Origin of the sequence: Bacillus sp. FSL K6-2431 (assembly GCF_038005165.1) — a bacterium.
Taxonomy (GTDB): domain Bacteria; phylum Bacillota; class Bacilli; order Bacillales; family Bacillaceae; genus Bacillus; species Bacillus pumilus.
Genome location: NZ_JBBOSQ010000001.1, coordinates 37,805 through 62,932 on the forward strand (window position 1 = coordinate 37,805; position 25,128 = coordinate 62,932).

The following is a 25,128-nucleotide window of genomic DNA, read 5'->3' on the forward strand; positions in this document are numbered from 1 at the left end:
TTGCAAGTTTAGAGAAGATGAGAATGAGACTAGGGTAGTTGAGATGAGTAGAGTTGAGCAGAGATACGATACGTCTATTTCATCATACTGCCTAAAAGAGCACCCCTCTTTTAGGCTTATTTCGTATACTCATACAAACCCTCTATATGTCCCCTCATTCTCCTTAATCCCATTTAAGGAGTGTGCTTATGAATTCCCAATCAAATTTGACCCGATTTTTAAGGGACAGCGAGTCCCACAAAACGATTCCAATTGTTGAAACCATTACAGTTGATACGCTCTCACCGATTCAAATTGTCGAAAAACTCAAGGCAGATATTGTGTATCTACTAGAAAGCAAAGATGAGTCTTCTAGCTGGTCGAGATATTCCTTCATCGGATTACATCCTTTTTTAACCTTACACGATGATCAAAACGAATATATTGCACGTGACGCTGCTGGGCATGAGGTCATGAAAAAACAAGAACTGAAAGACTTATTAGACTGGATGAAAGAGCAATATCAAATCAAGACACCAGACGTTGACATCCCGTTTACAGGCGGGGCAGTTGGGTACTTAAGTTACGATCTTATTCCAAGCATTGAACCATCTGTCAGGCCGCATCTAAGCGCACCAACGACAGACAATTGTACACTATTTGTCTGCCAAACGATGATTGCCTTTGATCATGAAACGAATCATGTTCATTTTATCCAATACACCCAGCTAACCGGAAATGAAACAGAAGACGAAAAAATACGGGCTTACAAAGAAAATCAAAAGCGGCTTGAACAGATGATTCACAAGCTCCACACAAAGATTGATATGAAAGAACTGATTTTATCAGGGAATATGAACGAATCACCGTCCTTTGAACATGTGACATCAACCTATGAAAAAACACAATTTCTAAAGGACGTAGAAAAAATCAAAGAATACATTCGAGCGGGTGATATTTTTCAAGGCGTACTCTCACAGCGCTTTGATATCCCAGTGTCAGTGAGTTCATTTGAATTATACCGTGTGCTTCGCATTGTGAATCCATCTCCATACATGTATTTTATGAAATTAAAAGACCGTGATTTAGTCGGAAGCTCACCAGAACGATTAATTCATGCCAAAAATAGGCACCTAGAAATTCATCCTATTGCAGGCACTAGAAAAAGAGGAGCAACAAAAGAAGAGGACGCCGCACTGGCAAGAGAGCTGCTAGAAGATGAGAAAGAAAAAGCAGAACATTACATGTTAGTAGATCTAGCCAGAAATGATGTTGGCCGCGTAGCAGAATACGGCAGCGTGTCCGTACCGACCTTTACAAAAGTTGTGAACTTTTCACATGTCATGCACATCATCTCCATTGTGACAGGGAAGCTAAAGCAGGATACACACCCAGTTGATGCACTCATGTCCGCATTTCCAGCAGGCACATTAACAGGGGCACCGAAAATAAGAGCGATGCAATTATTAAATGAAATGGAGCCTGAGCCAAGGGAAACGTATGGCGGCTGTATTGCCTATATTGGGTTCGACGGCAATATCGACTCTTGTATTACCATTCGTACCATGAGCGTCAAAAATCAGATCGCTTCCATACAAGCAGGCGCTGGCATTGTCGCAGATTCTGTGCCAGAAAATGAATGGGAAGAGACATGTAACAAGGCAGGAGCGCTTCTGAGGGCCATTCAGCTTGCTGAACATATTTTTTCAGAAAAGGAGAGTGTGCAGGATGAATCAGCGACTATCAGCTCTTGTTAACGGAGGCTTCCTATCAGAAAATGAAGCACATAGACTAATGCATGATATGATGAGCGGCTCTTTAACAGATGCTGAAGTCGCTGCAAGTCTATCGATTTTAGCGCATAGAGGAGAAACAGCTGAAGAAATGACAGGCTTCGTGAGGGCCATGCGGCAAAAAGCAGAACCAGCGGAAAGATCGCTTGATGTCGTTGACACATGCGGCACAGGAGGCGATGGACTCTCCACATTTAATATATCAACTGCAGCTGCTATTGTAGCTTCCGCCGCTGGTGCTAAAATCGCAAAACACGGAAATCGTTCAGTCTCTTCAAAAAGCGGAAGTGCCGACGTGCTAGAGTGTCTTGGGATTCACATTCAATCCACTCCAGAAGAAACAAGAAGGCAAATACAAGAGAAAAACATGGGCTTTTTATTTGCACCACTGTACCATTCATCTATGAAACAAGTAGCAGCAGTCCGCAAGCAGCTTGGCTTCCGGACGGTATTTAATCTATTAGGACCGCTTTGCCACCCGATGCAAGCCAAAAAGCAAATCATCGGTGTGTATGCAAAGGAAAAGGCAAAATTAATGGCAGAAGCCCTTGCCCCATTAGAGCCAGAGCATGTCCTGTTTGTATGCGGGGAAGACGGGCTGGATGAACTAACGATTACAGCCAATTCATATGTGATTGAACTCAAAAAAGGTGCCATGACAGAATATACGCTAAACCCAGAAGACTTTGGACTGGAAAAAGGATACTTATCAGATATTCAGGTCCAATCACCGGAAGAGAGCGCGAAATTGATTCAGAATATATTGAATCATCAAACAGGAGGGGCGCCGCTTCATATTACAGCTCTGAATGCCGGGGCGGCTTTATATGTCGCGGGCAAGTCAGAAAGCCTCATGGCAGGAACATTAAAAGCATTAGAAACGATTAAAAACGGAGCAGCCAAAGAACAATTGGCTCGTTTAAAACAAAAAACGAAAGAGGAAGAGATCTATGCTTAATCAAATCATTGCACGCAAAAAAGAACATATCCAAACGTTGCAGTTACCTGTGGATGGACACTTTGAAAGACGATCATTTAAAGAAGCACTCATGAACCCTCACCGCTCGATTGGGCTGATTGCTGAGGTGAAAAAGGCTTCTCCTTCCAAAGGAATCATTCAGCCAAATTTTGATCCTCTGCAAACAGCAAAAGCCTACGAAAAATCGAATGCTGATTGCTTATCAGTCTTAACAGATGAACCATTTTTTCAAGGGAAGAACGAGTATCTTTCCTTAATTAAAGAACACGTCGCACGTCCAATTTTAAGAAAAGACTTTATCATCGATTCCATACAAATAGAAGAGTCAAGACGTATCGGTGCAGATGCCATTTTATTAATTGGGGAAGTACTTGAACCGCAACAGCTGCATGAATTCTATGCTGAAGCGAAGGAAAAAGGACTAGATATTCTTGTCGAAGTTCATGCAGCAGATACACTGGAACATATCTTAAACCTATTCACCCCCGAAATCATTGGCGTGAATAACCGAAATTTAAAGACATTTAAAACAACAGTTGAGCAAACAAAAGAGATTGCATCACTTGTTCCAAAGGATGTCTTGCTAGTAAGTGAAAGCGGTATTCAAACATTTGATGATCTGACCTTTGTCAAAAAACATGGAGCGAGTGCTGTCCTTGTAGGTGAATCATTAATGAGAGAACCCTCACAAGAAAAAGCCGTTCAGACGTTATTTGGAGAATGACCACGATGAAGCCTTTTTTAAAATATTGCGGGGCGGTCTCACTAGAAGATGTAGAATGCATTGCGCAATCTCAAGCAGATGCGATCGGATTTATTTTTGCTCCAAGTAAAAGGCAAGTCGATCCAGATCAAGTGAAACAATGGCTCACCGATTCGCAGTGCAGGAAAAAGATTACTGGTGTATTTGTAAATGAAAAAATCCAAAAAGTGTGTGACATCACAAAGCATATTCCTTTAGATATCGTGCAGCTGCATGGAGATGAAACAAGAGAGGATGCAAAAGAAATAAAACAACAAACAGGGGCGGTAGTGTGGAAAGTCTTTCATCACGATCCCGATATAAAAGAAACACTTGATCAAATGACGGCATTTGCGCCGTTTGTCGATGGTTTTCTCATTGATGCGAAAGTAAAAGGGATGAGAGGCGGTTCTGGCAAAGCTTTTACATGGGACGCGGTACCTGTATACAATCAGCAAGCAAAACGACTGAAGAAAGCATGCATCATTGCCGGCGGAATAACACCAGAAACACTGCCAGAGCTTCTTGCCTATAGCCCAAAAGCGATCGATCTTTCAAGCGGCATAGAAGAAAACGGGAAGAAAAGCAGCGCTAAGATCAAAGCGCTCGAAGAAAGGATGTTAAACGATGTACGCATATCCAAATGAGCTTGGCAGATATGGAGAATTCGGAGGGAAATTTGTTCCCGAGACGCTCATGCAGCCACTCAAAGAAATCGAACAAGCATTTAACGAATTAAAAGAAGACCCAGCCTTTAAGCAAGAATATCTTTCTCTACTGCAAAACTATTCAGGCAGACCGACTGCGCTGACATATGCTGATCAATTATCTGCATACCTCGGCGGCGCAAAAATCTATTTAAAAAGAGAAGATTTAAACCATACAGGTGCTCATAAGATCAACAATGCACTTGGTCAGGCACTGCTTGCAAAAAAAATGGGGAAATCAAACATCATCGCAGAAACAGGCGCTGGACAGCACGGAGTAGCAGCTGCAACGGTGGCCGCCAAGTTTGGATTATCGTGCACGGTATTTATGGGAAAAGAGGATGTGGAGAGACAATCTCTCAATGTATTCCGAATGAAGCTCCTTGGCGCTGAAGTCATACCTGTCACAAGCGGAAACGGCACATTAAAAGATGCAACGAACGAAGCGATTCGTTACTGGGTCCAGCACTGTAGTGATCATTTCTATATGATCGGTTCAGTTGTAGGACCTCATCCATATCCCCAAATCGTCAGTGAGTTCCAGCGGATGATTGGTGATGAAGCAAAAGAGCAGATGCTGAAAAAAGAAGGCAGGCTCCCTCATAAAGTCATTGCTTGTGTCGGCGGCGGAAGTAATGCGATTGGAATGTACCGAGCGTTTTTGGATGATGAGATTGATTTGATTGGTGTAGAAGCGGCTGGAAAAGGAATCGATACGCCGCTTCATGCAGCAACCATTACGAAGGGGACAAAAGGGGTCATTCATGGATCTTTGACCTATTTAATCCAAGACGAATTTGGCCAGATTATTGAGCCCTATTCCATTTCAGCTGGTCTAGATTATCCCGGGATCGGACCAGAGCACGCATATTTACATGCGAGCGGACGCGTTCAATATGTGAGTGCTACAGATCAAGAAGCACTGGATGCACTAAAGCTGCTGACAGAAAAGGAAGGAATCCTGCCAGCGATTGAATCAGCACACGCTTTAGCCAAGGCGTTTGAGATGAGCAGGACAATGAGTGAAGATGAAATCATCCTTGTCTGCCTATCAGGAAGAGGAGATAAGGATGTGCATACATTAATGAATGTGCTTGAAAGTGAGGGCAAAACCAAATGATCACATTTCGATTAGAGCAAGACGAGAAATTATTCATCCCATTTATTACAGCAGGGGATCCGTCAGAAGAAATCACGATCGATTTAGCTGTGTCCCTTCAAGCAGCCGGTGCACATGCGATTGAGCTAGGTGTTCCTTATTCCGATCCGCTAGCAGACGGTCCTGTCATTCAAAGAGCCTCCAAAAGAGCTCTAAATCATGGCATGAATATCGTAAAAGCGATAGAATTAGCAGGGAAGATGAAAAAAAACGGTGTAAAAATTCCTGTAATTCTATTTACGTATTATAATCCTGTGTTACAATTAGAAACAGAATACTTTTTCGCTTTACTGCGCAAAAATCATATTTCGGGACTCTTAACACCCGACTTGCCTTTTGAAGAAAGCAGTGAGCTGCAAAAGAACTGTCAAACATATGACATTTCATATATTTCGCTCGTTGCACCAACCAGTAAGGAACGATTAGTAAATATAGTAGAGCAGGCAGAAGGTTTTGTGTATTGTGTTTCATCTCTTGGTGTAACAGGTGTCAGACAAACCTTTGACGAATCGATTACTGATTTTATTCAACAAGTGAAACAGCTGAGTCACATACCGGTTGCGGTCGGTTTTGGTATCTCAACAAGAGAGCAGGTAGACGCAATGAATAAACTGAGTGACGGCGTCGTTGTAGGCAGTGCACTTGTAAAAAAAATTGAAGAACTTCAGGATCAATTGTTAGCAAGTGATACTCGTCAAGACGCTTTAAGAGAGTTTGAAACCTATGCAAAAACATTTAGTCCCCTCTATTCATTCAAATGAGGTGAAACTTTTGCAAATCAAAGATCAATTAAAACAACTAAAACCGTATCAACCTGGGAAACCAATTGAAGAGGTCAAAAAAGAATATCAATTAGACAAAATTGTGAAATTGGCTTCAAATGAAAACCCTTTTGGATGTTCCGCTCATGCAAGAGAGGCGATACAAGCTGAGCTTGAACATTTAGCGATCTATCCAGATGGATACAGCGCAAGTTTAAGAACAGAGCTCGCTGAGTTTCTTCAAGTAAATGAAAAACAATTAATATTCGGGAATGGCTCAGATGAACTTGTGCAAATTATTGCTAGGGCATTCCTTGACCAACATACAAATACCGTCATCCCAGCTCCGTCTTTTCCGCAATATCGTCACAATGCGATCATTGAGCGGGCAGAGATTCGAGAGGTGCCGCTTTTAGACGGAGGAGCTCACGATCTGAAGGGCATGCTGGATGCGATTGATGAGAACACGAAGGTCGTCTGGGTATGCAACCCGAATAACCCGACGGGAAATCATTTGTCAGAATCCGAGCTTGTGGCGTTTTTAGATCAAGTACCAGCTCATGTGCTTGTAGTACTAGATGAAGCATATGTCGAATACGTTCGTGCGGAAGACTTTCCGAACAGCTTATCTTTATTACACAACTATCAAAATGTTATCGTACTCCGTACGTTTTCTAAAGCGTATGGACTGGCCGCGCTTCGAGTAGGCTATGGCATTGCATCAGAAGAGTTGATTACTGCGATTGAACCAGCGAGAGAGCCGTTTAATACGAGTCGTATCGCTCAGGCAGCAGCTCGTGCAGCGATAAAAGATCAGGACTTCATTCAATCATGCAGACAAAAAAATGAAGCAGGTCTCAAGCAATATCAAGAATTTGCTGACCGTTTTGGACTATTTATTTATCCGTCTCAAACAAACTTCGTGCTGATTGATTTTAAAAGAGATGCAGATGAATTATTCAATGCATTATTGAAAAAAGGCTACATTGTTCGTTCTGGTAAAGCACTTGGTTTTCCAACGTCTTTACGTATTACGGTCGGAACAATGGAGCAAAATGCAGAAATTCTAAGTACACTTGCTGATTTAATGCAAGGCATTCGAGCGTAGCATAACCATAAAGTCATATCCTTTTACAGGATATGGCTTTCATTGTACCAACCTCATACATATAAGCTGTTGAAATGGCTTTTTTAATTTTCGCGAAAAAACAGGTGATGAACATGAATGATGCAAATGAAACAATATTAATCGCTGGACTTGGTTTAATTGGAGGTTCCATCGCACTGTCGATTAAAAAAGAGTATCCTCATAAAAAAATTGTTGGATACGATGTGTCCAAAGAACAAATGGTTGCAGCAACAAAGCTGGGTATCATTGATTTAGCAGCTGATTCATTTGCGGCAGGTTTGGCTGAATCTGCGACTATTATTTTGGCAACACCAGTTCAGCAAACAGTCAATATGCTTCGTGATATTGCAAACTCTGGAATTGAGAGAGAGCTCACAATTACCGATGTTGGCAGCACAAAGCAAAAGGTTGTCCATTTTGCTGAAAAAACGCTTCCTAAGCACTATCAATTTATTGGTGGACATCCAATGGCAGGCTCTCACAAGTCAGGTGTTATAGCAGCGAAAGACTTTTTATTTGAAAATGCGTTCTACATTTTAACGCCGGCAAAGGAAACAAACCGCGACGCTGTTGATCGTTTGAAGGACTTGTTAAAAGGTACAAATGCTCATTTTATTGAGATGACCCCAGAAGAACATGATGGTGTAACAAGTGTGATTAGTCATTTCCCTCATATTGTTGCAGCCAGCCTTGTGCATCAAGCACATCATTTTGAAGAACAATTCCCACTTGTCAAACGGTTTGCTGCTGGAGGCTTTCGTGACATTACACGTATTGCGTCAAGCAACCCTGCAATGTGGCGAGATATCCTTCTGCACAACAAAAACAAGATTTTAGACCGGTTCCATGAATGGAAAAAAGAGATCGATCGCATTGAGACCTTTGTACAGCAAGAAGACGCTGAAGGCTTGTTCTCTTATTTTCAAGAGGCAAAGGAATATCGTGATGGACTTCCTCTGAGGAAAAAAGGTGCCATTCCTGCTTTTTATGACCTTTATGTGGATGTTCCAGATCACCCTGGAGTCATTTCGGAGATTACAGGACATTTAGCAAATGAGAGCATCAGTATTACGAATATCCGTATTATTGAAACGCGGGAAGACATTAATGGGATTTTACGCATTAGTTTTCAAACAGAAGACGACCGTAAACGTGCAGAGATCTGTATAAAAAATAGAGCGAATTACGATACATTTTATGCTGACTGAGGTGACAAATATGAAAATTCATAAACATGCTCCTATGAATGGAGTCATTCATATTCCAGGTGATAAATCCATTTCTCATAGATCAGTGATGTTTGGTGCAATTGCTGATGGGACGACAGTGGTGAAAAACTTTCTCCCTGGAGCCGATTGTTTAAGTACGATTGATTGTTTTAGAAAAATGGGCGTTGAAATTGAACAAAAAGGGACAGATGTTGTGATCCGTGGGAAGGGACTGAAAGAGCTCAAGGAGCCGTCTGACGTCCTCGATGTCGGGAATTCTGGTACAACCATTCGATTAATGATGGGAATATTAGCTGGTTGTGAGTTTCACAGTACACTGATCGGTGATGAGAGTATTGCTAAAAGACCAATGCAGCGAGTAACAGGTCCACTTAAACAACTAGGAGCGAAAATAGATGGCAGAGCAAACGGCGAGTATACGCCGCTTTCTATTCGTGGCGGCCATTTAAAAGGTGTCTCATATGAGTCTCCGGTGGCAAGCGCCCAAATTAAGTCCGCTGTCCTTTTAGCAGGTCTTCAAGCAGAAGGAACAACAACATTAACTGAACCGCATAAATCAAGAGATCATACAGAAAGAATGCTCTCTATGTTTGGTGTGAAACTAGACGAAGATGAACAAAGTGTTTCTATTGAAGGTGGTCAAACATTAAAAGCAACAGATATATTTGTTCCTGGAGACATCTCCTCAGCTGCATTTTTCCTTGTTGCTGGATCTATTGTTCCTAACAGCCAAATTGTTTTAAAAAATGTCGGGCTAAACAAAACAAGAACGGGTATTATTGATGTTCTGAAACAAATGGGTGCGAATCTTGAGATCAATGAAGTAGATGCAAAAGGCGGAGAGCCATATGGAGATTTAACGATCTCTACCTCTTCATTAAAAGGCATCGAAATTTCTGGTGATATGATTTCAAGACTTATCGACGAGATTCCAATTATAGCGCTTCTAGCGACACAAGCAGAGGGAACAACGATCATTAAAGATGCTGCTGAGTTAAAAGTAAAAGAGACCAATCGAATTGATACAGTCGTGTCAGAACTTAAAAAACTCGGTGCTGATATTGAAGCAACAGATGATGGTATGAAGATTCATGGTAAAACCACGCTTCAAGGCGGCGCAGCCGTGTCAAGCTACGGAGATCACCGAATTGGTATGATGCTAGGGATTGCTGCTTGCATCACAAAGCAAGCGGTTGAGATTGAAGATACAGATGCTGTACGCGTCTCATACCCGAATTTCTTTGAACACATTGAATACTTAACCAAAACAGTCTGAGGATGTCCTCAGGCTTTTTCTTTCCTTATGCATATTTGTAAGGAATATAGCATAGCTTGTCTCAAGATGAAAACCTGGAAAAAAATCATTTTATCTGATCAAAAAATGAATTTCAGGTGTTTTCAGTTTACAAAACTTCCGTTTCGTAAAGGATGAAATGAAAACCAGTCTTTAAAACACAAAAATGGGTTCATTTTAAAAGTGCAACATATTTGCTGGATGAGTACCTGTCGATTATGATATGAAGTAACAATAGTTTAGGTTTTTGGAAAACAGAAAGGAACGGTTTGATTTGAATAGTTCATTACAAGAAGCCATAAAATTAGTTGAGGCGGGTGAGACTGAAAAAGGACTTCAAACACTTGCTCAGGCAGAAAAGCATTTGCATGATGAAGAAAAGGCGCAGGCAGCTCAGTTATATTATGATTGGGGAGATATCGATAAAGCGAGAAATCTCATCAGTGATTTACATGATTTATATCCAGAGGAAACGGGGTTAACATGTTTTTATGCAGAACTGCTGATTGACTCTGATGAAGAAGAAAAGGCGATTTCGGTATTAGAGACGATTCCTGAAGATGATGATGCCTATCCAGAGAGCCTACTGTTAATGGCAGATTTGTATCAAATGCAAGGACTATTTGAAGTCAGTGAACAAAAGCTCTTAAAAGCAAAAGAGCTGCTTCCAAATGAAGCCATTATTGATTTTGCGTTAGGTGAATTGTATTTTTCGCAAGGTCTTTCAAAGAAAGCGGCCGACTATTTCTACAAGGTCGCAGATCAACAACATGAGGTTGGCGGCGTCAATGTTTATCAGAGGCTCGCTGAATCACTCAGCACAGCTGGAGAATTTGAAGATGCGCTTGAATGGTACGAAAAGGCAGTGAAAGATCAAACAGATCCGAATACACTTTTTGGCTACGGATTTACAGCGATGAGGACTGGACGAACGAAAACAGCCATTCAGCAGCTTTCAGAACTAAAAGATATTGATCCATCTTATTCGTCTCTTTATATGCCTTTAGCGAAAAGTTATGAGGAAGAAGGACTATATCACGAGGCTTTAGAGGTAGTAAAAGAGGGTATTAAAATTGATGAGTATAACAAAGAATTATATTTATATGGTGCAAAGATTGACTTGAAAAATGGGGATTCAGAAGATGCGAAAAAGCTGCTTCAAGAAGCACTTGCTCTTGATCCGGGATATATTGAAGCGGTCCAAACATTGCTCGCGATCTATTTAAATGAAGAGCTTTTTGATGAAATTCTGGATGTCATAAAAGAGGTTAAAAGCTTTGGGGAAGATGATCCAAAATGGAATTGGTATGCTGCATCTGCATCTGTTGGACGAGAAGAATACAAAGAAGCAGCTGAGTACTTCAAGCTGGCTCTGCCTGATTTTGATGAGGAACGTGACTTTTTATATGAATACGCATCGTTCCTTTTAGAAGAAGGCAGACAAAAAGAAGCATTGCCGCTATTACGTAAAGTTCTTCAGAAAGATGGCACGAATGAAGAAATCGAAGAAACGATTTTAAGAATTGAAGACGAAATTTCCTTATAGTTTGCAGGAATGAAGAACTGGTTTGTTGAATAATTCATGTATAGCAATTTAATTTACGATAGAGGAGGGAATAACATGCAGACCCCTGTTTCTGTCAATGAAAAGAAGGAATTCATCCGGTGGTTTTTAAACCATTATCAGTTAAAGCGAAGAGAGTGCGTTTGGATATTAAATTATTTAATGAGTCACGACTCTTTGATGGAAAAGGTTCATTTTGTAGAGCAAGCAGAATTTTGCCCAAGGGGAATCATTATGTCAACACACTGTGTGGATGAAGTTCCCTTTAGATTTTATAAAGAGAATATCATGACGACAGATGCTGAAAAGTCATTTCATGATATTCGTTTGAATAAACAGCAAGATTTGTTTATTCAATTGAATTTCCGTTCTGCTTATCGTTCGCCGGAATATGCAGCTGTGCTTGAAACAAATCCTCATATTCCAAAGGATCTTTATGAGAATGAAAAAGATAAGGATCTTGCAGAGAAAGTGCTTGAACACTCGATCGCAACTTTCCAAAAAGAACGGCTTATGAAAGAGATAGATGAAGCACTTGACCGTCATGATCAAGAAACATTTAATAAGTTAGCAAGAGAATTAAGCCTATTGTCATAAACTGAACGAATAAGCCTTGCCCTATCCAGGCAGGGCTTATGTCATGAAAGAGGGGAAATTGATGAAGTTTCAAGCGGAGGATGCAGATCGCTTTTTGCAATCTAGAGATTACATTGATACCGCTATCATTCCATTAGTTGGAATAGATGTGAATCAAATCAAACAAACCGTATCTTTAGGGGAGTTTACCATTCTTGTAACAGAGGAACTTGAAAGACAGCTGAAAGGGCGGGTCTTTCTTTTTCCACCACATACATATGTAGAAGCCAATGACCGAAAACTAGAAGACATCTTCACGATGAAGCAGTCGCTAGAAGATCATTTTCAGCATGTTGTGTTGATCTCATCTGATCACCAATGGAAAGAGCATGCGGTGGTTAGTGAATCACTATTTTTGTTAAAGCCGGTTCCGCTCGAGCATTTAAAGGTAGAATTAAAGCAAAAAATTGTTCAAGACAGTGTAGAACAAATTTTGAACTTTTTGTTACAAAAGTGGAACCCTTCATAAAAACCCTTACATTTGCATTGTACATAGCTTTTTAGGATGTTGACCTTGTGAATAGATTGATATATTATGAGGGTGTCCTAGTTTTATGAAATTTTTTCTAATTCAGTTATAAAGTAGCTGACGACCTGAGGGGGGGAGAAAAAAATGAGCGAGAAGAGACATGGAGTGTCCAGGCGTCAATTTTTGAATTACACGTTGACCGGCGTGGGGGGATTTATGGCCGCTGGAATGCTCATGCCTATGGTTCGCTTTGCGCTTGACCCTGTGCTAAAAGGAACAGAGGATCAGGATATGGTTCAAGTTGTCAGTGTAGATGAACTGACGAAGGAACCGAAGCGCTTTGACTTTAAAATTGATCAAGTAGATGCATGGTATGAGTCAAAGGAATCTAGGTCAGCATGGGTGTACAAAGAAGGGGATGAAATTGTCGCTTTATCGCCTATCTGTAAACATTTAGGCTGTACAGTGAACTGGAACAGTGATCCGAAAAATCCAAACAAATTTTTCTGTCCATGCCACTATGGGCTGTACGACAAGGATGGTACAAACGTACCCGGAACTCCGCCACTTGCACCGCTTGATCATTATAAGCAGCAAGTGAAGGACGGATACCTCTATCTTGGAAAAGCTGTGCCGAAAGGGGAAGGGTAACGATGCTTAACAAGATTTATGATTGGGTAGATGAGCGGCTAGACATTACACCAATATGGAGAGATATTGCGGATCATGAGGTGCCAGAGCATGTCAATCCAGCACATCATTTCTCCGCTTTTGTGTACTGTTTTGGCGGTTTAACGTTTTTTGTGACAGTCATTCAAGTCCTTTCGGGCATGTTTTTAACGATGTATTACGTGCCGGATATTAAAAACGCCTGGGAATCTGTCTATTATTTACAAAATGAAGTGGCATTTGGTCAGATTGTCAGAGGGATGCACCACTGGGGTGCGAGTTTAGTTATTGTCATGATGTTTTTACATACGCTAAGGGTCTTTTTCCAAGGGGCGTATAAAAAGCCTAGAGAGCTCAACTGGATTGTTGGTGTGCTCATTTTCTTTGTGATGCTTGGACTTGGTTTTACAGGTTATCTCTTGCCATGGGATATGAAGGCGCTATTTGCAACGAAGGTTGGTCTTCAAATTGCAGAAGCGACGCCTTTCATTGGTAAAGAGATCAAAACGCTGCTTGCAGGTCATCCTGACATTGTAGGGGCACAAACGCTGACGAGATTTTTCGCTATCCATGTCTTTTTCTTGCCAGCGGCATTATTTGGGCTGATGGCTGCCCACTTTATTATGATTCGTAAGCAAGGAATTTCTGGACCGCTATAAAAAATTTGCGTTTGATGAATGTTCAATGAGGAGGGGATGACTTTGCATAGGGGAAAAGGGATGAAGTTTGTCGGAGACTCTAGAATTCCGGCAGAAAGAAAACCTAACATACCTAAAGACTATTCCGAATATCCGGGAAAAACAGAAGCCTTTTGGCCGAACTTTCTTTTAAAGGAATGGCTTGTAGGTGCCGTTTTTTTAATTGGATTTCTTGTCCTAACTGTGGTTCATGCACCTCCGCTTGAGCGGATGGCTGATCCAACAGATACCGGCTATATTCCGCTGCCAGACTGGTATTTCTTATTCTTGTACCAGTTATTAAAATATGAATTTGCTGCAGGTGGCTATACGGTAGTTGGTGCGATGATTATGCCCGGGATTGCGTTTGGTGCACTGTTGCTCGCACCATTTCTTGATTCTGGTCCTGAACGCAGACCGTATAGAAGACCGGTTGCAGTGGGGATGATGATCCTTGCAGTCGGCGCAGCAACATATTTAACGTGGGAGTCTGTTGCTACTCATGATTGGGAAGCAGCGGCAAAGCAAGGTGAAATTAAGAAAGAAGCAGAGATTGATACCTCAGCGGAAGAGTATAAAATTTATCAGGAGCAGACATGTATCTCCTGTCACGGGGATAACATGCAGGGCGGAGCAGCCGGACCGTCACTTGTTGACAATGGTCTTGCACCTGAGGAGATTGCTAAAATCGCTGTTGAAGGTAAAGGCAACATGCCTAAGGGTATCTTTAAAGGCAGCGATGAAGAACTTGAAAAGCTGTCTAAATATTTATCTGAGGTCAAATCTAAATAATTCAGTTGTTTAAATGCAAGTACAAGGATATACTCAAAAGAGAAAAAGCTGGCGCTGTCAGCTTTTTTCTGATTTTAATAGATCGTGAGTGAAGAGACGTATGAGATGGATTCAATATCTGCTAGCCACGCGCTATATGCTTGTGCTAGTCTTGATAATCAATTTCCTTGGCACTGTGTACGGCTACTATTGGTATATTCCACAGCTTGTAGAGACGCCGGCTATCTTTTTAGCTTTTGTTCCAGACAGTCCAACGGCAAGCTTTTTCTTTTTATTTGTTCTACTTGCTTTTTTGATGAAACGAAACGCTCCTTATTTTGAAGCACTTGCCCTCGTGACCTTAATGAAGTACGGGTTATGGGCTGTAGGAATGAATATCTTTGTCCTTTTATCTGTGGATGATTTTCCGTGGGAAGGGTACATGCTGATTGGGTCCCACTTTGCGATGGCGGTTCAAGCCGTATTGTTTGCACCGTATTATCGTTTTAAAATGCGTCATTTGGTGGTAGCTGGCATATGGATTTTACATAATGATGTGATTGATTATGTATTTGGTATGATGCCGCGTTATTCTATGCTGTCTGCCTATACAAACGAGATCGGCTACGTCACGTTTTGGTTAAGCATTGCCGTTCTTCTTGTTTCGTATTATTTCGTCCTATCGAAAAAATCGGTCAAGCTCGAACTCCCTTAACAATATTGGTCTAACCTTGTCCTTTCCTTCATACGCTGTATGGAGAAGGGCTAGGAGGGACTTGCATGAAACGAAAGCCAATCGCGATGATTCTATTATTTTTTCTCGTATTACAGCCATCTGTTGCCAAAGGCGAGGAAACAGCCGCTAGTGTGCTGCAAGAATTAACGGAACTATCAGATTCAATCTTTCAATTAACGAGACAAGCTAAATATGATGAGGCGTTACAGGTCGCATTGTATGTTGAAAAGACATTTAAAGCTGAGAATTGGCGCGGAACGTTGACAAATACGCAGATTCGGCAAATTACAGTTGGCTATCAAGATATCATAAAAGGGCTGCCGCAGGAAGAATTGAATGAGCGCGAAAAGCTTCGTTATGCCTCTCAGTTTAGAATGCTGCTCGATGCGATCCAGTCAGACTCTGAGCCACTTTGGGGTTCGCTGGAGAAGCCCATTATGGGGTCTTTTCCTACGTTGAAAAAAGAAGTGAAGGATCCGGAATCAACAACGTTTTATGAAACTTGGAATGAGCTGGTTTCTTTATACGATATGATCTATCCGAGTTTAACCATTGATGTTTCGCCTGAAAAGCTGCAAACGATTAAGCAGCATATGGAAGTGATTGAGCAAGGTGAATTTTTAAAAGCATCAAGTGGGACAAAGCTTGAGCGCCTCACGAAGCTTGAAGAGGATTTATCGAGTGTATTTTCCCTCGTTGATCAAGATGAGGCTGACCCATCGCTTTTATGGGTCATTTTAACAACGGGAAGCATCATTTTATTAACGTTAACGTATGTTGGATTTCGGAAATACCGTGCTGAAAAAGAGAAGAAGCAAAAGCGACAAGCTGATTATCCGAAATCATAAAAAAGAAGCACCATTTTTGGGCTTCTTTTTTTAATGCGGATTGAGCGGCTTTTTGTGTTCATCTAATGTGAAGCCTTCACCAAGCACATCATGCACGTCACTGACGGATACAAACGCATGAGGATCGACTGAGGTCACGACGCTTTTGAGATGGACAAGCTCGTTTTTTGGGACGACGCAATAAAGAACGTTGCGCTCCTGTTTTGTATAGGAACCGACCCCTTTTAAAATGGTCACACCCCGCTCCATTTCCTCTGTGATTTTCTTTTGAATGATGTCATCTTTTTCAGATATGATCATGGCACCTTTGGCTGCGTAAGCGCCTTCTTGCATGAAGTCAATGACCTTCGCAGCAACAAATACTGCGACGAGTGTATACATGGCTTCTTTGTAATTTAAATAAGTAAGAGAAATCGTAATGACGCAAGCGTCGAAGATGAACATTGTTCGTCCCATAGCCACCTGATAATGCTTGTTGATGAGTCTTGCGATGATGTCCACACCGCCGGTAGTACCGCCGAACTTAAAGATGATCCCGAGGCCTGTTCCGATAAACACACCTGCAAAGAGTGCGGCTAGGGCCAAATCGTGCTGGAGAGGCATATGTATTTGAAAGCGCTGGAAGATGGCGAGAAAGACAGAAAGACTGACAGTACCTACAATTGTATAAGTAAACATCGTTCTGCCGAGCATTTTCCAGCCGATAAAAAAGATCGGAATGTTTAAGACAAGGTTTGAAATGGATGGGTCAATGTGGAATAGAAAATATAAAAGCAGTGTAATACCTGTAAATCCGCCTTCCGCCAAATTGTTCTGCATATTAAAATGAACAAGACCGAAAGAAAAAATCGCAGATCCTATTAAAATAAAGACGATATTTTTAAGACGAATTTCTTTTAGCAAGAGACCACTCCTTTTTTTGCTTAGACAGCGATAATATTATATGGTATGGGAGAGAAACAAGCAAACTGAGTTTTAAACATTTGTCAAATATTTATGATTTCGCTAACATGTAAGAGATGGATAGGAGGATGAGCTTGATGACGAAAGAAAAAACGCTGCGTCACGTGCAGCAAGAAGTAGATGATTACATAGGACAATTTAAAGAAGGCTATTTCAGCCCGCTTGCCATGATGGCCCGTCTGACAGAAGAATTAGGCGAGCTGGCAAGAGAGGTTAACCATTACTATGGAGAAAAGCCGAAAAAAACAACGGAAACAGAAAAAAGCATGGAAGAAGAAATTGGCGATGTTTTGTTTGTGTTAACATGTCTCGCTAATTCACTAGATATATCACTAGAGGAAGCACATGATCGTGTGATGCATAAATTCAATACAAGAGACAAAGACCGCTGGACGAAAAAAGAAGGGAAGTAGAGACGATGACGAACCAAACCATCAAAGTAGTAATCGCTGGAGCAAGAGGAAGAATGGGGATAGAAGCTGTGAAGCTGGCAGAAGAAACGAGCCATTTTGAGCTTGTGGCAGCCCTTGATCACGCGCACGAAGGAAAAAAATTATCTGATGTGATTCATACGACATCTGAGGCGCCGATTTATACAGATATTGATGTGTGTCTTTCAGAGACAACACCTGATGTATTAATTGATTTGACGACACCAGAAATCGGGAAAGTACATACAAAAAAGGCGCTTGAACATGGCGTGCGTCCAGTCGTCGGAACCACTGGTTTTTCTGAAGCTGACCTGAAAGAGCTCCAGCAATTAACAGAAGAAAAGGGCATAGGCTGTATTATTGCGCCAAACTTTGCTGTCGGTGCGGTCTTAATGATGAAGTTTGCCAAAATGGCAGCGAATTACTTTCCTGACGTTGAAATCATTGAGCTTCATCATGATAAAAAACTTGATGCTCCGAGCGGTACTGGGCTTAAAACAGCTGAAATGATTGCAGAAGTCAGAGAAAGCAAAAAGCAAGGACATCCAGAAGAGAAAGAATTAATCGAAGGTGCACGAGGCGCAGATTATGACGGTATCCGTCTGCACAGCGTAAGACTTCCGGGTATGATCGCACATCAAGAAGTACTGTTTGGAATGGACGGACAGACGCTCACCATTCGTCATGATTCTTATAACCGTGCCTCATTTATGTCAGGTGTAAAGCTTTCAGTTGAACAGGTTATGCACATTGATCAGCTTGTCTATGGTTTAGAAAATATCATCGACTAATAAGGAGTGGATTCCTGATGAACATTGCTTTAATCGCTCACGATAAGAAAAAAAGTGACATGATCCAATTTGCCATTGCGTACCGTGATATATTGGCAAATCATACACTTTACGCAACAGGGACAACAGGTTTGAGAGTGAAAGAAGCGACGGGGCTTCCCATTCATCGTTTTCAGTCAGGACCACTTGGAGGAGATCAGCAGATTGGTGCTTTAATTGCTGATAATGCAATGGATCTTGTGCTCTTTTTTAGAGACCCGCTTACCGCGCAGCCGCATGAACCGGATGTATCTGCACTTATTCGGCTATGCGATGTGTATACCATTCCACTTGCCACCAATATGGGGACCGCAGAGATTTTAGTCAGGAATTTAAATAAAGGTACGTTTGATTTTCGAGATGTAGCAAAAAACGGAGGAACAAATGAAACGACTTGATATCCTTGCATTCGGAGCCCATAGCGATGATGTAGAGATCGGTATGGGCGGAACGATTGCAAAATACGTAAAAAAAGGGGCGCGTGTCGGAATTTGCGACTTGACCCAGGCTGAATTATCCTCGAATGGAACGGTAGAGAGCCGTAAAGAGGAAGCGAAAGCGGCTGCCGCCATTTTAGGCGTGTCAACGCGAATCCAGCTCACGCTGCCAGACAGAGGTCTTTATTTGAATGACGAAGCAATGAAGGACATTGCGGGCGTGATTCGTACATACAAACCGAAGCTAATTTTTGCTCCGCATCACCAAGATCGGCATCCAGATCATGGTCATGCGGGTTCACTTGTAGAAGAGGCTGCTTTTTCGGCAGGTATACATAAATTTGAAGATTCATACAAGCAGCCAGCGCATAAAATAAGTCAGATGTATTATTACATGATTAACGGCCATCATCGTCCAGATTTTGTGATTGATATTTCTGAGGAAATGCACCAAAAGATTGATAGCTTGCATGCGTATCAAAGCCAATTTGTAAAATCGGCGCATTCAGTGGAGACACCTCTTGTGAACGGGTATATTGATTTTGTGAAAATGAGAGAGTCTATGTATGGAAGAGAAGTCAATAAAGCTTATGCAGAAGGGTTTATCACAAAGAAACCACTTTTGATCGATGACGACTTACTTGGGGGGGAATTATGAAAAAACTAAAGGTCGGAATCACTTGTTATCCAAGTGTCGGCGGATCGGGCATTATTGCGACGGAACTTGGAAAACGTTTAGCTGAAAAAGGGCACGATGTTCATTTCATTACCTCAAGTATTCCGTTTAGGCTCAATAAAGTGTATCCGAATATTTATTTTCATGAGGTGGATGTCAATCAATATGCTGTTTTTCAATATCCACCTTATGACCTTGCACTAGCTAGTAAATTGGCGGAAGTCGCAAAACGAGAGAAGCTCGATATTATTCACGCGCATTATGCGGTCCCTCACGCCGTCTGTGCGTTCTTAGCGAAGCAAATGACGGGACACACAGTGAAAGTCGTTACCACGCTTCACGGGACGGATATTACGGTTTTAGGCTATGATCCATCTTTAAAGGAAGTGATTCGGTTTGCCATCGAATCATCAGACCGGGTAACAGCTGTGTCGCATTCATTAGCTGCACAGACGTATGATCTGATTAAACCGGATAAAAAAATCGATACGATCCATAATTTCGTCGATGAGCGTGTGTATTTGCGTGAAGATCATGAAGTGCTGAAGAAACATTATGGTCTCATGCAGGACGAAAAGGTCATCATCCATGTATCGAACTTCCGAAAGGTAAAGCGTGTGCATGACGTGATTCATGTCTTTAAAAAGATTTCTGACCAGGTGCATGCAAAGCTGCTGCTGATTGGTGATGGTCCTGAAAAGTCGGTTGTATGCGATCTTGTGAAAAAGCTGGAACTAACTGATCGTGTGTTGTTTTTAGGAAAGCAAGAGAAGGTAGAGGAGCTTTATTCAATTAGTGATTTGAAGCTGCTGCTTTCTGAGAAGGAGAGCTTTGGGCTTGTACTTCTTGAAGCAATGGCCTGCGGTGTCCCTTGTATTGCAACAGATGTTGGCGGAATACCAGAGGTCATTGAACATGGAGAGACAGGTTTCCTTGTCCCGCTCGGCGATATAGAAGCGGCAGCTAAACACGCAGTCTCAATACTCAAAAACAAAGCGCTTCATGAGCAAGTGTCAGCGGCGGCCCAGTCTAGCGTTCAAGCCCATTTCTCTTCTGAAAAAATAGTGAGTGAATATGAAGAGCTTTACCTAGAATTGATCGAAGGTGATGATGAAGATGAATGAACCATTCACACATGCGATCCCTATTTTACATACACTGCACGAACATGGGCATCAGGCTTACTTTGTCGGCGGAGCAGTGAGAGATGTCCTGTTAGGCAGGGAAATCGGTGATATTGATATAGCAACCGATGCAACGCCTGATACGGTCGAGTCTTTATTTGAAAAAACAGTTGATGTTGGCAAGGAGCATGGCACTGTCATTGTGTTACATGATGGGGTCAGCTATGAGGTGACGACGTTTCGAACTGAATCAGAATATGAAGATTTTCGCAGACCGAAAGAAGTGGCGTTTATCACATCCTTGAAGGAAGATCTTTTAAGAAGAGATTTAACAATCAATGCGATGGCCATGGATATAAATGGGGAGATTATTGACCATGTAGAGGGAAAAAAGGATATTGAGCGGAAACGAATTCAAACCGTAGGAGATCCTGCGTGCCGCTTTCAGGAAGATGCGCTTCGTATGATGAGAGCGGTCCGTTTTTTAAGCCAGCTTGGCTTTGAGCTCGCTCCTGAGACGGCTGAAGCGATGAAAAAAGATAAGCGCCTGCTTGCCAACATATCCGTTGAACGCAAAAAGATTGAAATGGAAAAGCTTTTAAAAGGTCGTTATTGTGAGCGGGCGATCAAGGTGCTCATTTCTACCAAATTGTATGAAGAATTGCCGGGTCTCAAAAAGGATCGTCTGCAAGAATCCTTTCAGTCATTTCCGTATTATTTACTGGATGGACTGGAAGAGGTATGGGGGACTGTTATCCATTTGCTTGGCTTAGATGAAGCGGAGGCTGTGCTCTTCTTAAAAGAATGGAAGCTGTCAACAAAGCTTTTGAAAGACGCTGTGGCTATTAGTCAATACGTCGATTGTGACTGGGATGCGGAGAAGATGTTTGAGGCTGGTGAACACGTGCTCTTATCTAGCTTGAAGATCTCACAGCTAAAAAACGAGCGCCGCATTTTCTTTGACGAGCTGGAGGCAGCGAAGCGTTCTTATGATGCACTGCCGATTAAAACGCTTCAAGACCTCGCTGTTTCAGGAAAAGAGTTAATGGCCTTTCGGCAAAAGACATCAGGAAAATGGATTTCAGAAGAGCTTGATTTGGTGAAAAAAGCCGTTCTGCACAATCATTTAGAAAACCGAAAAGAAGCCATAGAGGAGTGGCTTACAGCATGCGATCAGCAATTAGAAAACGATTAATTGAACTATTTACAGCATCTAGCCAGGACTTTGTCTCAAGTCAGCAAATTTGTGATGAGCTTGGCTGTTCTCGAACGGCTGTCTGGAAGCATATAGAGGACCTCAGAAAAGAGGGGTATGAGGTAGAAGCTGTCAGAAGAAAGGGATATCGCTTGCTACGTAAACCGGACAAAATTAGTGAGGACGAAATTCTGTTTGGTCTCGACACAGAGAGCTTTGGCAGGCACATTTATTTTCAGAAAGAAGTCGCCTCCACCCAGCTGATTGCCCATGATCTTGTAAATGAAGGTGCGCCCCACGGTACGCTCGTTGTCAGTGATCATCAGACAAACGGGAAAGGCCGCCTTCAAAGAATGTGGCATTCACCAAATGGGACAGGCATCTGGATGAGTCTCATTCTACGGCCTGAAATTCCGCTGCACAAAGCGCCGCAGATGACGCTTTTAGCATCTGTAGCCATCGCAGAAGCTATTGCAGAGCAAACAGGACTCAGTCCATCCATTAAATGGCCAAATGATATTTTGTTAAACGGGAAAAAAGTCGTTGGCATTCTGACTGAATTAAAAGCAGAGACGGACCAGGTTCATGCAGTGATTATTGGCCCGGGCATTAATGTGAACCAAACGGCTGATGACTTTCCGGAGGAACTAAAGGATGTCGCCACGAGCCTGCAAATGGAATTGAATGAAAAAGTGGACCGTGCTGCGCTCATCCAACAGATCATGTCCACCTTTGAAAAAAGGTATGCTGATTATATGAAGCAAGGATTTGCGCCCATTAAACAATTATGGGAATCGTTTGCGATGACGATCGGGCAGCATATTGTGGCCCGCACCGTCAATGGGCAATACACTGGAAAAGCGCTCGGAATCAATGAAGAAGGTGTTTTATTGCTTGAAACGGAGGAAGGGATCCAAAAAATCTACTCCGCAGACATCGAAATCAAGTCAACTTAAGTGGAACACCCGGCACATTTTTGATATACTTCGTGTGGGCAGTATCTGAAAAGAGCTGTACCTGTTAGAAACAAAAATTTGATAAATTTCTGCCTTGATCCTAAGGGACTTGGACAGAGGGATGATTCGCCGCGCATGAGAGATCAAAACATGTGATGTGAGGCAAGCCATCTCCTCTCCAGAATGAGGAGGAACAAATGAAGACAAAGCTAGATTTTTTCAAAATGAAAGAACAAAATGAACCAATTGTAATGCTGACAGCATACGACTATCCATCTGCAAAGCAAGCAGAAAAAGCGGAAGTCGACATGATCTTAGTCGGTGATTCACTTGGGATGGTTGTACTTGGACTCGATTCGACAGTACAAGTCACGATCGATGACATGATTCATCATACAAAAGCAGTGAAAAGAGGCGCAAAAGACACATTTATTGTGACGGATATGCCATTTATGTCTTACCATTATTCATTAGCAGAAACATTGAAAAACGCAGCACGCATCATGCAAGAAAGCGGTGCGGATGCCTTAAAGCTAGAAGGTGGAGATGGCGTATTTGAATCCATTCAAGCTCTCACAAGAGGCGGGATTCCTGTCGTCAGTCATTTAGGTCTCACACCTCAGTCAGTTGGAGTACTTGGCGGGTATAAAGTGCAAGGAAAAGACCACGAAAGTGCGCAGAAATTGATTGAAGACAGCTTAAAATGTGAGGAAGCTGGTGCGATTGCACTTGTGCTTGAATGCGTACCTGGTGAACTGACAAAACGAATTACCGACATGCTGAAGATTCCTGTGATCGGGATTGGTGCAGGGGCTGAGGCAGACGGACAAGTTCTCGTTTACCATGATGTGGTAGGATACGGCGTGTCTAGGACACCTAAGTTTGTGAAACAATACGCGCAAATGGATACTGTATTAGAAGAAGCGCTTATTCAATATACAAAAGAAGTAAAAGCACACACATTTCCAGAAGACAAGCATACATTTCATATCAAAGAAGAAGTCCTTGATGGTTTATATGGGGGGATCAAAAAATGAACGTTGTCACCCATATTCACGAGTTGAAGGAATTGATCAAGCTGCATCAAGAAAAACAGCATTCCATCGGCTTTGTCCCAACGATGGGCTTTCTTCATGAAGGACATCTGACGCTTGCGAAAGAAGCAAGAGATCAAAATGACATTGTGGTAATGAGCATCTTTGTCAATCCTTTGCAATTTGGACCGAACGAAGACTTTGAATCCTATCCAAGGGATATGGAAAGAGATCAGCGCCTTGCAGAAGAAGCAGGGGTAGATATTTTATTTACACCTGTTGTGAAAGAAATGTATCCAAATGAACCATCGATCACGATGACGGTTCAAAAGCGGACTGATGTCTTATGTGGGAAAAAACGCCCAGGACATTTCGACGGCGTTGTGACTGTGCTGACAAAGCTATTTCATCTTGTAGCCCCAACAAATGTATACTTTGGTCTAAAGGATGCACAGCAAGTCGCTGTGATCGATGCGATGATCAAGGATTTCTTCTTTGATCTTCATCTTGTCTCAGTGCCGACAGTTAGGGAAGAAGACGGTTTAGCGAAAAGTTCAAGAAATGTGTACTTGTCTGATAAAGAAAGACAAGAAGCTCCTGCTTTGTACCGCGCATTGAAAAAAGGACAGTCAGCGGTTGAAAAAGGTGAACGTGACGTCAGTCGCATTTATCAGTTGGTAGAAGAAGAAATTCTTCAAACGAGCGGGGAAATTGATTATATTGAGATTTACTCCTATCCAGAGCTTGAGCCGCTTCAGCAGTTAGCAGGTCAGGTCATCATTGCGATTGCGGTGAAATTCTCACGGGCAAGACTGATTGATAATGTGATATTCCATGTTCCTGAAAGCGGTGAAAAGCATGTATAGAACCTTTATGACTTCTAAACTTCATAAAGCGACAGTAACAGAAGCAAACTTACATTATGTAGGAAGCATCACCATTGACGAAGATTTACTTGATGCGGCAGGTATGATGGCAAATGAGAAAGTACAGATTGTCAATAATCATAATGGCGCGAGACTTGAAACATATATTATTCCCGGTGAAAGAAAGAGCGGTGTCATTTGTCTAAATGGCGCAGCAGCAAGATTGGTTCAGCCGGGTGATGAAGTGATCATTATCGCTTATGGGATGCTTTCAGAAGAAGAAGCAAAGACACATACACCAAAAGTGGTCGTGTTAAATAAAGAAAATCAAATTGAACAAATGATTGGGCAAGAGCCTGCGAGAACGATTTTATAACGCATGCTGCAATGAAACAGAACAGTTTAAGAAAAGGAGCTGTTCTGTTTCAGCTATTTTTGCCCAGAGCGTGTTTCACTTCGAGTGGAACGAGGAAT

The 25,128-nt window shown here is 42.0% G+C and carries 28 protein-coding genes; 27 read left to right on the forward strand and 1 reads right to left on the reverse strand.

Features of this window, described 5'->3' with window-relative positions:
• The first annotated feature begins 188 nt into the window (after positions 1–188).
• From trpE to ypjB, 17 genes are all read left to right on the forward strand, one after another.
• Positions 189–1,736, forward strand: a complete 1,548-nt coding sequence (gene trpE, locus MHH40_RS00220) for an anthranilate synthase component I (protein ID WP_340900524.1) — start codon at positions 189–191, stop codon at positions 1,734–1,736.
• Complete coding sequence (trpD, locus tag MHH40_RS00225) at positions 1,708–2,730, forward strand: anthranilate phosphoribosyltransferase (protein ID WP_003215742.1); 1,023 nt, start codon at positions 1,708–1,710, stop codon at positions 2,728–2,730. Before trpE ends, trpD begins: the two co-directional genes overlap by 29 nt.
• Positions 2,723–3,475, forward strand: a complete 753-nt coding sequence (trpC, locus tag MHH40_RS00230; protein WP_310024802.1) for an indole-3-glycerol phosphate synthase TrpC — start codon at positions 2,723–2,725, stop codon at positions 3,473–3,475. Before trpD ends, trpC begins: the two co-directional genes overlap by 8 nt.
• A 5-nt stretch (positions 3,476–3,480) precedes the next feature.
• Complete coding sequence (locus MHH40_RS00235; RefSeq protein ID WP_226803634.1) at positions 3,481–4,140, forward strand: phosphoribosylanthranilate isomerase; 660 nt, start codon at positions 3,481–3,483, stop codon at positions 4,138–4,140.
• Positions 4,121–5,320 carry a tryptophan synthase subunit beta gene (trpB, locus tag MHH40_RS00240; RefSeq protein ID WP_095117833.1) on the forward strand — a complete coding sequence of 400 codons (1,200 nt, stop codon included), beginning with the start codon at positions 4,121–4,123 and terminating at the stop codon, positions 5,318–5,320. The genes MHH40_RS00235 and trpB overlap by 20 nt, the downstream gene beginning before the upstream one ends.
• A complete protein-coding gene (gene trpA, locus MHH40_RS00245) occupies positions 5,317–6,120 on the forward strand; it encodes a tryptophan synthase subunit alpha (protein ID WP_310024809.1) in 804 nt (267 codons plus the stop codon). The genes trpB and trpA overlap by 4 nt, the downstream gene beginning before the upstream one ends.
• A 10-nt stretch (positions 6,121–6,130) precedes the next feature.
• Positions 6,131–7,228, forward strand: a complete 1,098-nt coding sequence (hisC, locus tag MHH40_RS00250; RefSeq protein ID WP_003215818.1) for a histidinol-phosphate transaminase — start codon at positions 6,131–6,133, stop codon at positions 7,226–7,228.
• Positions 7,229–7,341: 113 nt separating this feature from the next.
• A complete protein-coding gene (locus tag MHH40_RS00255; protein ID WP_050943979.1) occupies positions 7,342–8,457 on the forward strand; it encodes a prephenate dehydrogenase in 1,116 nt (371 codons plus the stop codon).
• A 10-nt stretch (positions 8,458–8,467) separates the two neighbouring features.
• Positions 8,468–9,754: a 3-phosphoshikimate 1-carboxyvinyltransferase gene (gene aroA, locus MHH40_RS00260; protein ID WP_050943850.1), complete on the forward strand. Its 1,287-nt coding sequence runs from the start codon at positions 8,468–8,470 to the stop codon at positions 9,752–9,754.
• A 292-nt stretch (positions 9,755–10,046) separates the two neighbouring features.
• Positions 10,047–11,318, forward strand: coding sequence for a tetratricopeptide repeat protein (locus tag MHH40_RS00265; protein ID WP_050943851.1), 1,272 nt, complete (start codon positions 10,047–10,049; stop codon positions 11,316–11,318).
• A 75-nt stretch (positions 11,319–11,393) separates the two neighbouring features.
• Positions 11,394–11,933, forward strand: coding sequence for a ReoY family proteolytic degradation factor (locus tag MHH40_RS00270; protein ID WP_003215573.1), 540 nt, complete (start codon positions 11,394–11,396; stop codon positions 11,931–11,933).
• A gap of 61 nt (positions 11,934–11,994) precedes the next feature.
• The gene (locus MHH40_RS00275; protein ID WP_050943852.1) at positions 11,995–12,441 is read left to right on the forward strand and encodes a YpiF family protein; all 447 of its coding nucleotides are present in this window, start codon (positions 11,995–11,997) and stop codon (positions 12,439–12,441) included.
• Positions 12,442–12,585: 144 nt separating this feature from the next.
• Positions 12,586–13,092, forward strand: coding sequence for a ubiquinol-cytochrome c reductase iron-sulfur subunit (locus tag MHH40_RS00280; protein WP_007500911.1), 507 nt, complete (start codon positions 12,586–12,588; stop codon positions 13,090–13,092).
• Between the two features lie 2 nt (positions 13,093–13,094).
• On the forward strand, positions 13,095–13,769 hold the full coding sequence (qcrB, locus tag MHH40_RS00285) for a menaquinol-cytochrome c reductase cytochrome b subunit (protein WP_003215804.1): 675 nt from the start codon (positions 13,095–13,097) through the stop codon (positions 13,767–13,769).
• A 42-nt stretch (positions 13,770–13,811) separates the two neighbouring features.
• Positions 13,812–14,579 (forward strand): menaquinol-cytochrome c reductase cytochrome b/c subunit, encoded by a 768-nt coding sequence (locus tag MHH40_RS00290; protein ID WP_003215888.1) that lies wholly within the window; start codon positions 13,812–13,814, stop codon positions 14,577–14,579.
• 100 nt (positions 14,580–14,679) lie between these two features.
• A complete protein-coding gene (locus MHH40_RS00295; RefSeq protein WP_003215758.1) occupies positions 14,680–15,273 on the forward strand; it encodes a DUF1405 domain-containing protein in 594 nt (197 codons plus the stop codon).
• A 65-nt stretch (positions 15,274–15,338) separates the two neighbouring features.
• A complete protein-coding gene (gene ypjB, locus MHH40_RS00300; protein ID WP_310024821.1) occupies positions 15,339–16,142 on the forward strand; it encodes a sporulation protein YpjB in 804 nt (267 codons plus the stop codon).
• A 30-nt stretch (positions 16,143–16,172) separates the two neighbouring features.
• Here the strand turns inward: ypjB and MHH40_RS00305 are convergent, their stop codons facing one another.
• Positions 16,173–17,045: a YitT family protein gene (locus MHH40_RS00305; protein ID WP_003215598.1), complete on the reverse strand. Its 873-nt coding sequence runs from the start codon at positions 17,043–17,045 to the stop codon at positions 16,173–16,175.
• A gap of 137 nt (positions 17,046–17,182) precedes the next feature.
• Between MHH40_RS00305 and MHH40_RS00310 the strand changes: the two genes are divergently transcribed.
• The 10 genes from MHH40_RS00310 to panD all read left to right on the forward strand — a co-directional run bounded on the left by MHH40_RS00310 (position 17,183) and on the right by panD (position 25,030).
• Positions 17,183–17,518 carry a nucleotide pyrophosphohydrolase gene (locus MHH40_RS00310; RefSeq protein WP_024422788.1) on the forward strand — a complete coding sequence of 112 codons (336 nt, stop codon included), beginning with the start codon at positions 17,183–17,185 and terminating at the stop codon, positions 17,516–17,518.
• 5 nt (positions 17,519–17,523) lie between these two features.
• Positions 17,524–18,327 (forward strand): 4-hydroxy-tetrahydrodipicolinate reductase, encoded by an 804-nt coding sequence (gene dapB, locus MHH40_RS00315; RefSeq protein WP_050943854.1) that lies wholly within the window; start codon positions 17,524–17,526, stop codon positions 18,325–18,327.
• A 17-nt stretch (positions 18,328–18,344) separates the two neighbouring features.
• Positions 18,345–18,764 (forward strand): methylglyoxal synthase, encoded by a 420-nt coding sequence (gene mgsA, locus MHH40_RS00320; RefSeq protein WP_050943855.1) that lies wholly within the window; start codon positions 18,345–18,347, stop codon positions 18,762–18,764.
• Positions 18,751–19,461: a bacillithiol biosynthesis deacetylase BshB1 gene (gene bshB1, locus MHH40_RS00325; RefSeq protein WP_137055047.1), complete on the forward strand. Its 711-nt coding sequence runs from the start codon at positions 18,751–18,753 to the stop codon at positions 19,459–19,461. The genes mgsA and bshB1 overlap by 14 nt, the downstream gene beginning before the upstream one ends.
• The gene (bshA, locus tag MHH40_RS00330; RefSeq protein WP_050943857.1) at positions 19,458–20,603 is read left to right on the forward strand and encodes an N-acetyl-alpha-D-glucosaminyl L-malate synthase BshA; all 1,146 of its coding nucleotides are present in this window, start codon (positions 19,458–19,460) and stop codon (positions 20,601–20,603) included. The genes bshB1 and bshA overlap by 4 nt, the downstream gene beginning before the upstream one ends.
• Positions 20,596–21,798: a CCA tRNA nucleotidyltransferase gene (locus MHH40_RS00335; RefSeq protein WP_340900532.1), complete on the forward strand. Its 1,203-nt coding sequence runs from the start codon at positions 20,596–20,598 to the stop codon at positions 21,796–21,798. The genes bshA and MHH40_RS00335 overlap by 8 nt, the downstream gene beginning before the upstream one ends.
• Entirely contained in the window at positions 21,771–22,754 is a 984-nt protein-coding gene (locus tag MHH40_RS00340) for a biotin--[acetyl-CoA-carboxylase] ligase (protein WP_340900533.1), read from the forward strand. Before MHH40_RS00335 ends, MHH40_RS00340 begins: the two co-directional genes overlap by 28 nt.
• A gap of 197 nt (positions 22,755–22,951) precedes the next feature.
• A complete protein-coding gene (panB, locus tag MHH40_RS00345) occupies positions 22,952–23,791 on the forward strand; it encodes a 3-methyl-2-oxobutanoate hydroxymethyltransferase (protein ID WP_003215996.1) in 840 nt (279 codons plus the stop codon).
• Positions 23,788–24,654, forward strand: coding sequence for a pantoate--beta-alanine ligase (gene panC, locus MHH40_RS00350; RefSeq protein WP_268458306.1), 867 nt, complete (start codon positions 23,788–23,790; stop codon positions 24,652–24,654). Before panB ends, panC begins: the two co-directional genes overlap by 4 nt.
• Positions 24,647–25,030 (forward strand): aspartate 1-decarboxylase, encoded by a 384-nt coding sequence (gene panD / locus MHH40_RS00355; protein WP_034620444.1) that lies wholly within the window; start codon positions 24,647–24,649, stop codon positions 25,028–25,030. The genes panC and panD overlap by 8 nt, the downstream gene beginning before the upstream one ends.
• The last annotated feature ends 98 nt before the right edge of the window (positions 25,031–25,128 follow it).

Bases quoted from the DNA above. Each gene is read 5' to 3' on its own strand.
- trpE (WP_340900524.1), top strand. From the start codon at position 189: ATGAATTCCCAATCAAATTTGACCCGATTTTTAAGGGACAGCGAGTCC.
- trpD (WP_003215742.1), top strand. From the start codon at position 1,708: ATGAATCAGCGACTATCAGCTCTTGTTAACGGAGGCTTCCTATCAGAA.
- trpC (WP_310024802.1), top strand. From the start codon at position 2,723: ATGCTTAATCAAATCATTGCACGCAAAAAAGAACATATCCAAACGTTG.
- MHH40_RS00235 (WP_226803634.1), top strand. From the start codon at position 3,481: ATGAAGCCTTTTTTAAAATATTGCGGGGCGGTCTCACTAGAAGATGTA.
- trpB (WP_095117833.1), top strand. From the start codon at position 4,121: ATGTACGCATATCCAAATGAGCTTGGCAGATATGGAGAATTCGGAGGG.
- trpA (WP_310024809.1), top strand. From the start codon at position 5,317: ATGATCACATTTCGATTAGAGCAAGACGAGAAATTATTCATCCCATTT.
- MHH40_RS00255 (WP_050943979.1), top strand. From the start codon at position 7,342: ATGAATGATGCAAATGAAACAATATTAATCGCTGGACTTGGTTTAATT.
- aroA (WP_050943850.1), top strand. From the start codon at position 8,468: ATGAAAATTCATAAACATGCTCCTATGAATGGAGTCATTCATATTCCA.
- MHH40_RS00270 (WP_003215573.1), top strand. From the start codon at position 11,394: ATGCAGACCCCTGTTTCTGTCAATGAAAAGAAGGAATTCATCCGGTGG.
- MHH40_RS00275 (WP_050943852.1), top strand. From the start codon at position 11,995: ATGAAGTTTCAAGCGGAGGATGCAGATCGCTTTTTGCAATCTAGAGAT.
- MHH40_RS00280 (WP_007500911.1), top strand. From the start codon at position 12,586: ATGAGCGAGAAGAGACATGGAGTGTCCAGGCGTCAATTTTTGAATTAC.
- qcrB (WP_003215804.1), top strand. From the start codon at position 13,095: ATGCTTAACAAGATTTATGATTGGGTAGATGAGCGGCTAGACATTACA.
- MHH40_RS00295 (WP_003215758.1), top strand. From the start codon at position 14,680: ATGAGATGGATTCAATATCTGCTAGCCACGCGCTATATGCTTGTGCTA.
- ypjB (WP_310024821.1), top strand. From the start codon at position 15,339: ATGAAACGAAAGCCAATCGCGATGATTCTATTATTTTTTCTCGTATTA.
- MHH40_RS00310 (WP_024422788.1), top strand. From the start codon at position 17,183: ATGACGAAAGAAAAAACGCTGCGTCACGTGCAGCAAGAAGTAGATGAT.
- dapB (WP_050943854.1), top strand. From the start codon at position 17,524: ATGACGAACCAAACCATCAAAGTAGTAATCGCTGGAGCAAGAGGAAGA.
- mgsA (WP_050943855.1), top strand. From the start codon at position 18,345: ATGAACATTGCTTTAATCGCTCACGATAAGAAAAAAAGTGACATGATC.
- bshB1 (WP_137055047.1), top strand. From the start codon at position 18,751: ATGAAACGACTTGATATCCTTGCATTCGGAGCCCATAGCGATGATGTA.
- bshA (WP_050943857.1), top strand. From the start codon at position 19,458: ATGAAAAAACTAAAGGTCGGAATCACTTGTTATCCAAGTGTCGGCGGA.
- MHH40_RS00335 (WP_340900532.1), top strand. From the start codon at position 20,596: ATGAATGAACCATTCACACATGCGATCCCTATTTTACATACACTGCAC.
- MHH40_RS00340 (WP_340900533.1), top strand. From the start codon at position 21,771: ATGCGATCAGCAATTAGAAAACGATTAATTGAACTATTTACAGCATCT.
- panB (WP_003215996.1), top strand. From the start codon at position 22,952: ATGAAGACAAAGCTAGATTTTTTCAAAATGAAAGAACAAAATGAACCA.
- panC (WP_268458306.1), top strand. From the start codon at position 23,788: ATGAACGTTGTCACCCATATTCACGAGTTGAAGGAATTGATCAAGCTG.
- panD (WP_034620444.1), top strand. From the start codon at position 24,647: ATGTATAGAACCTTTATGACTTCTAAACTTCATAAAGCGACAGTAACA.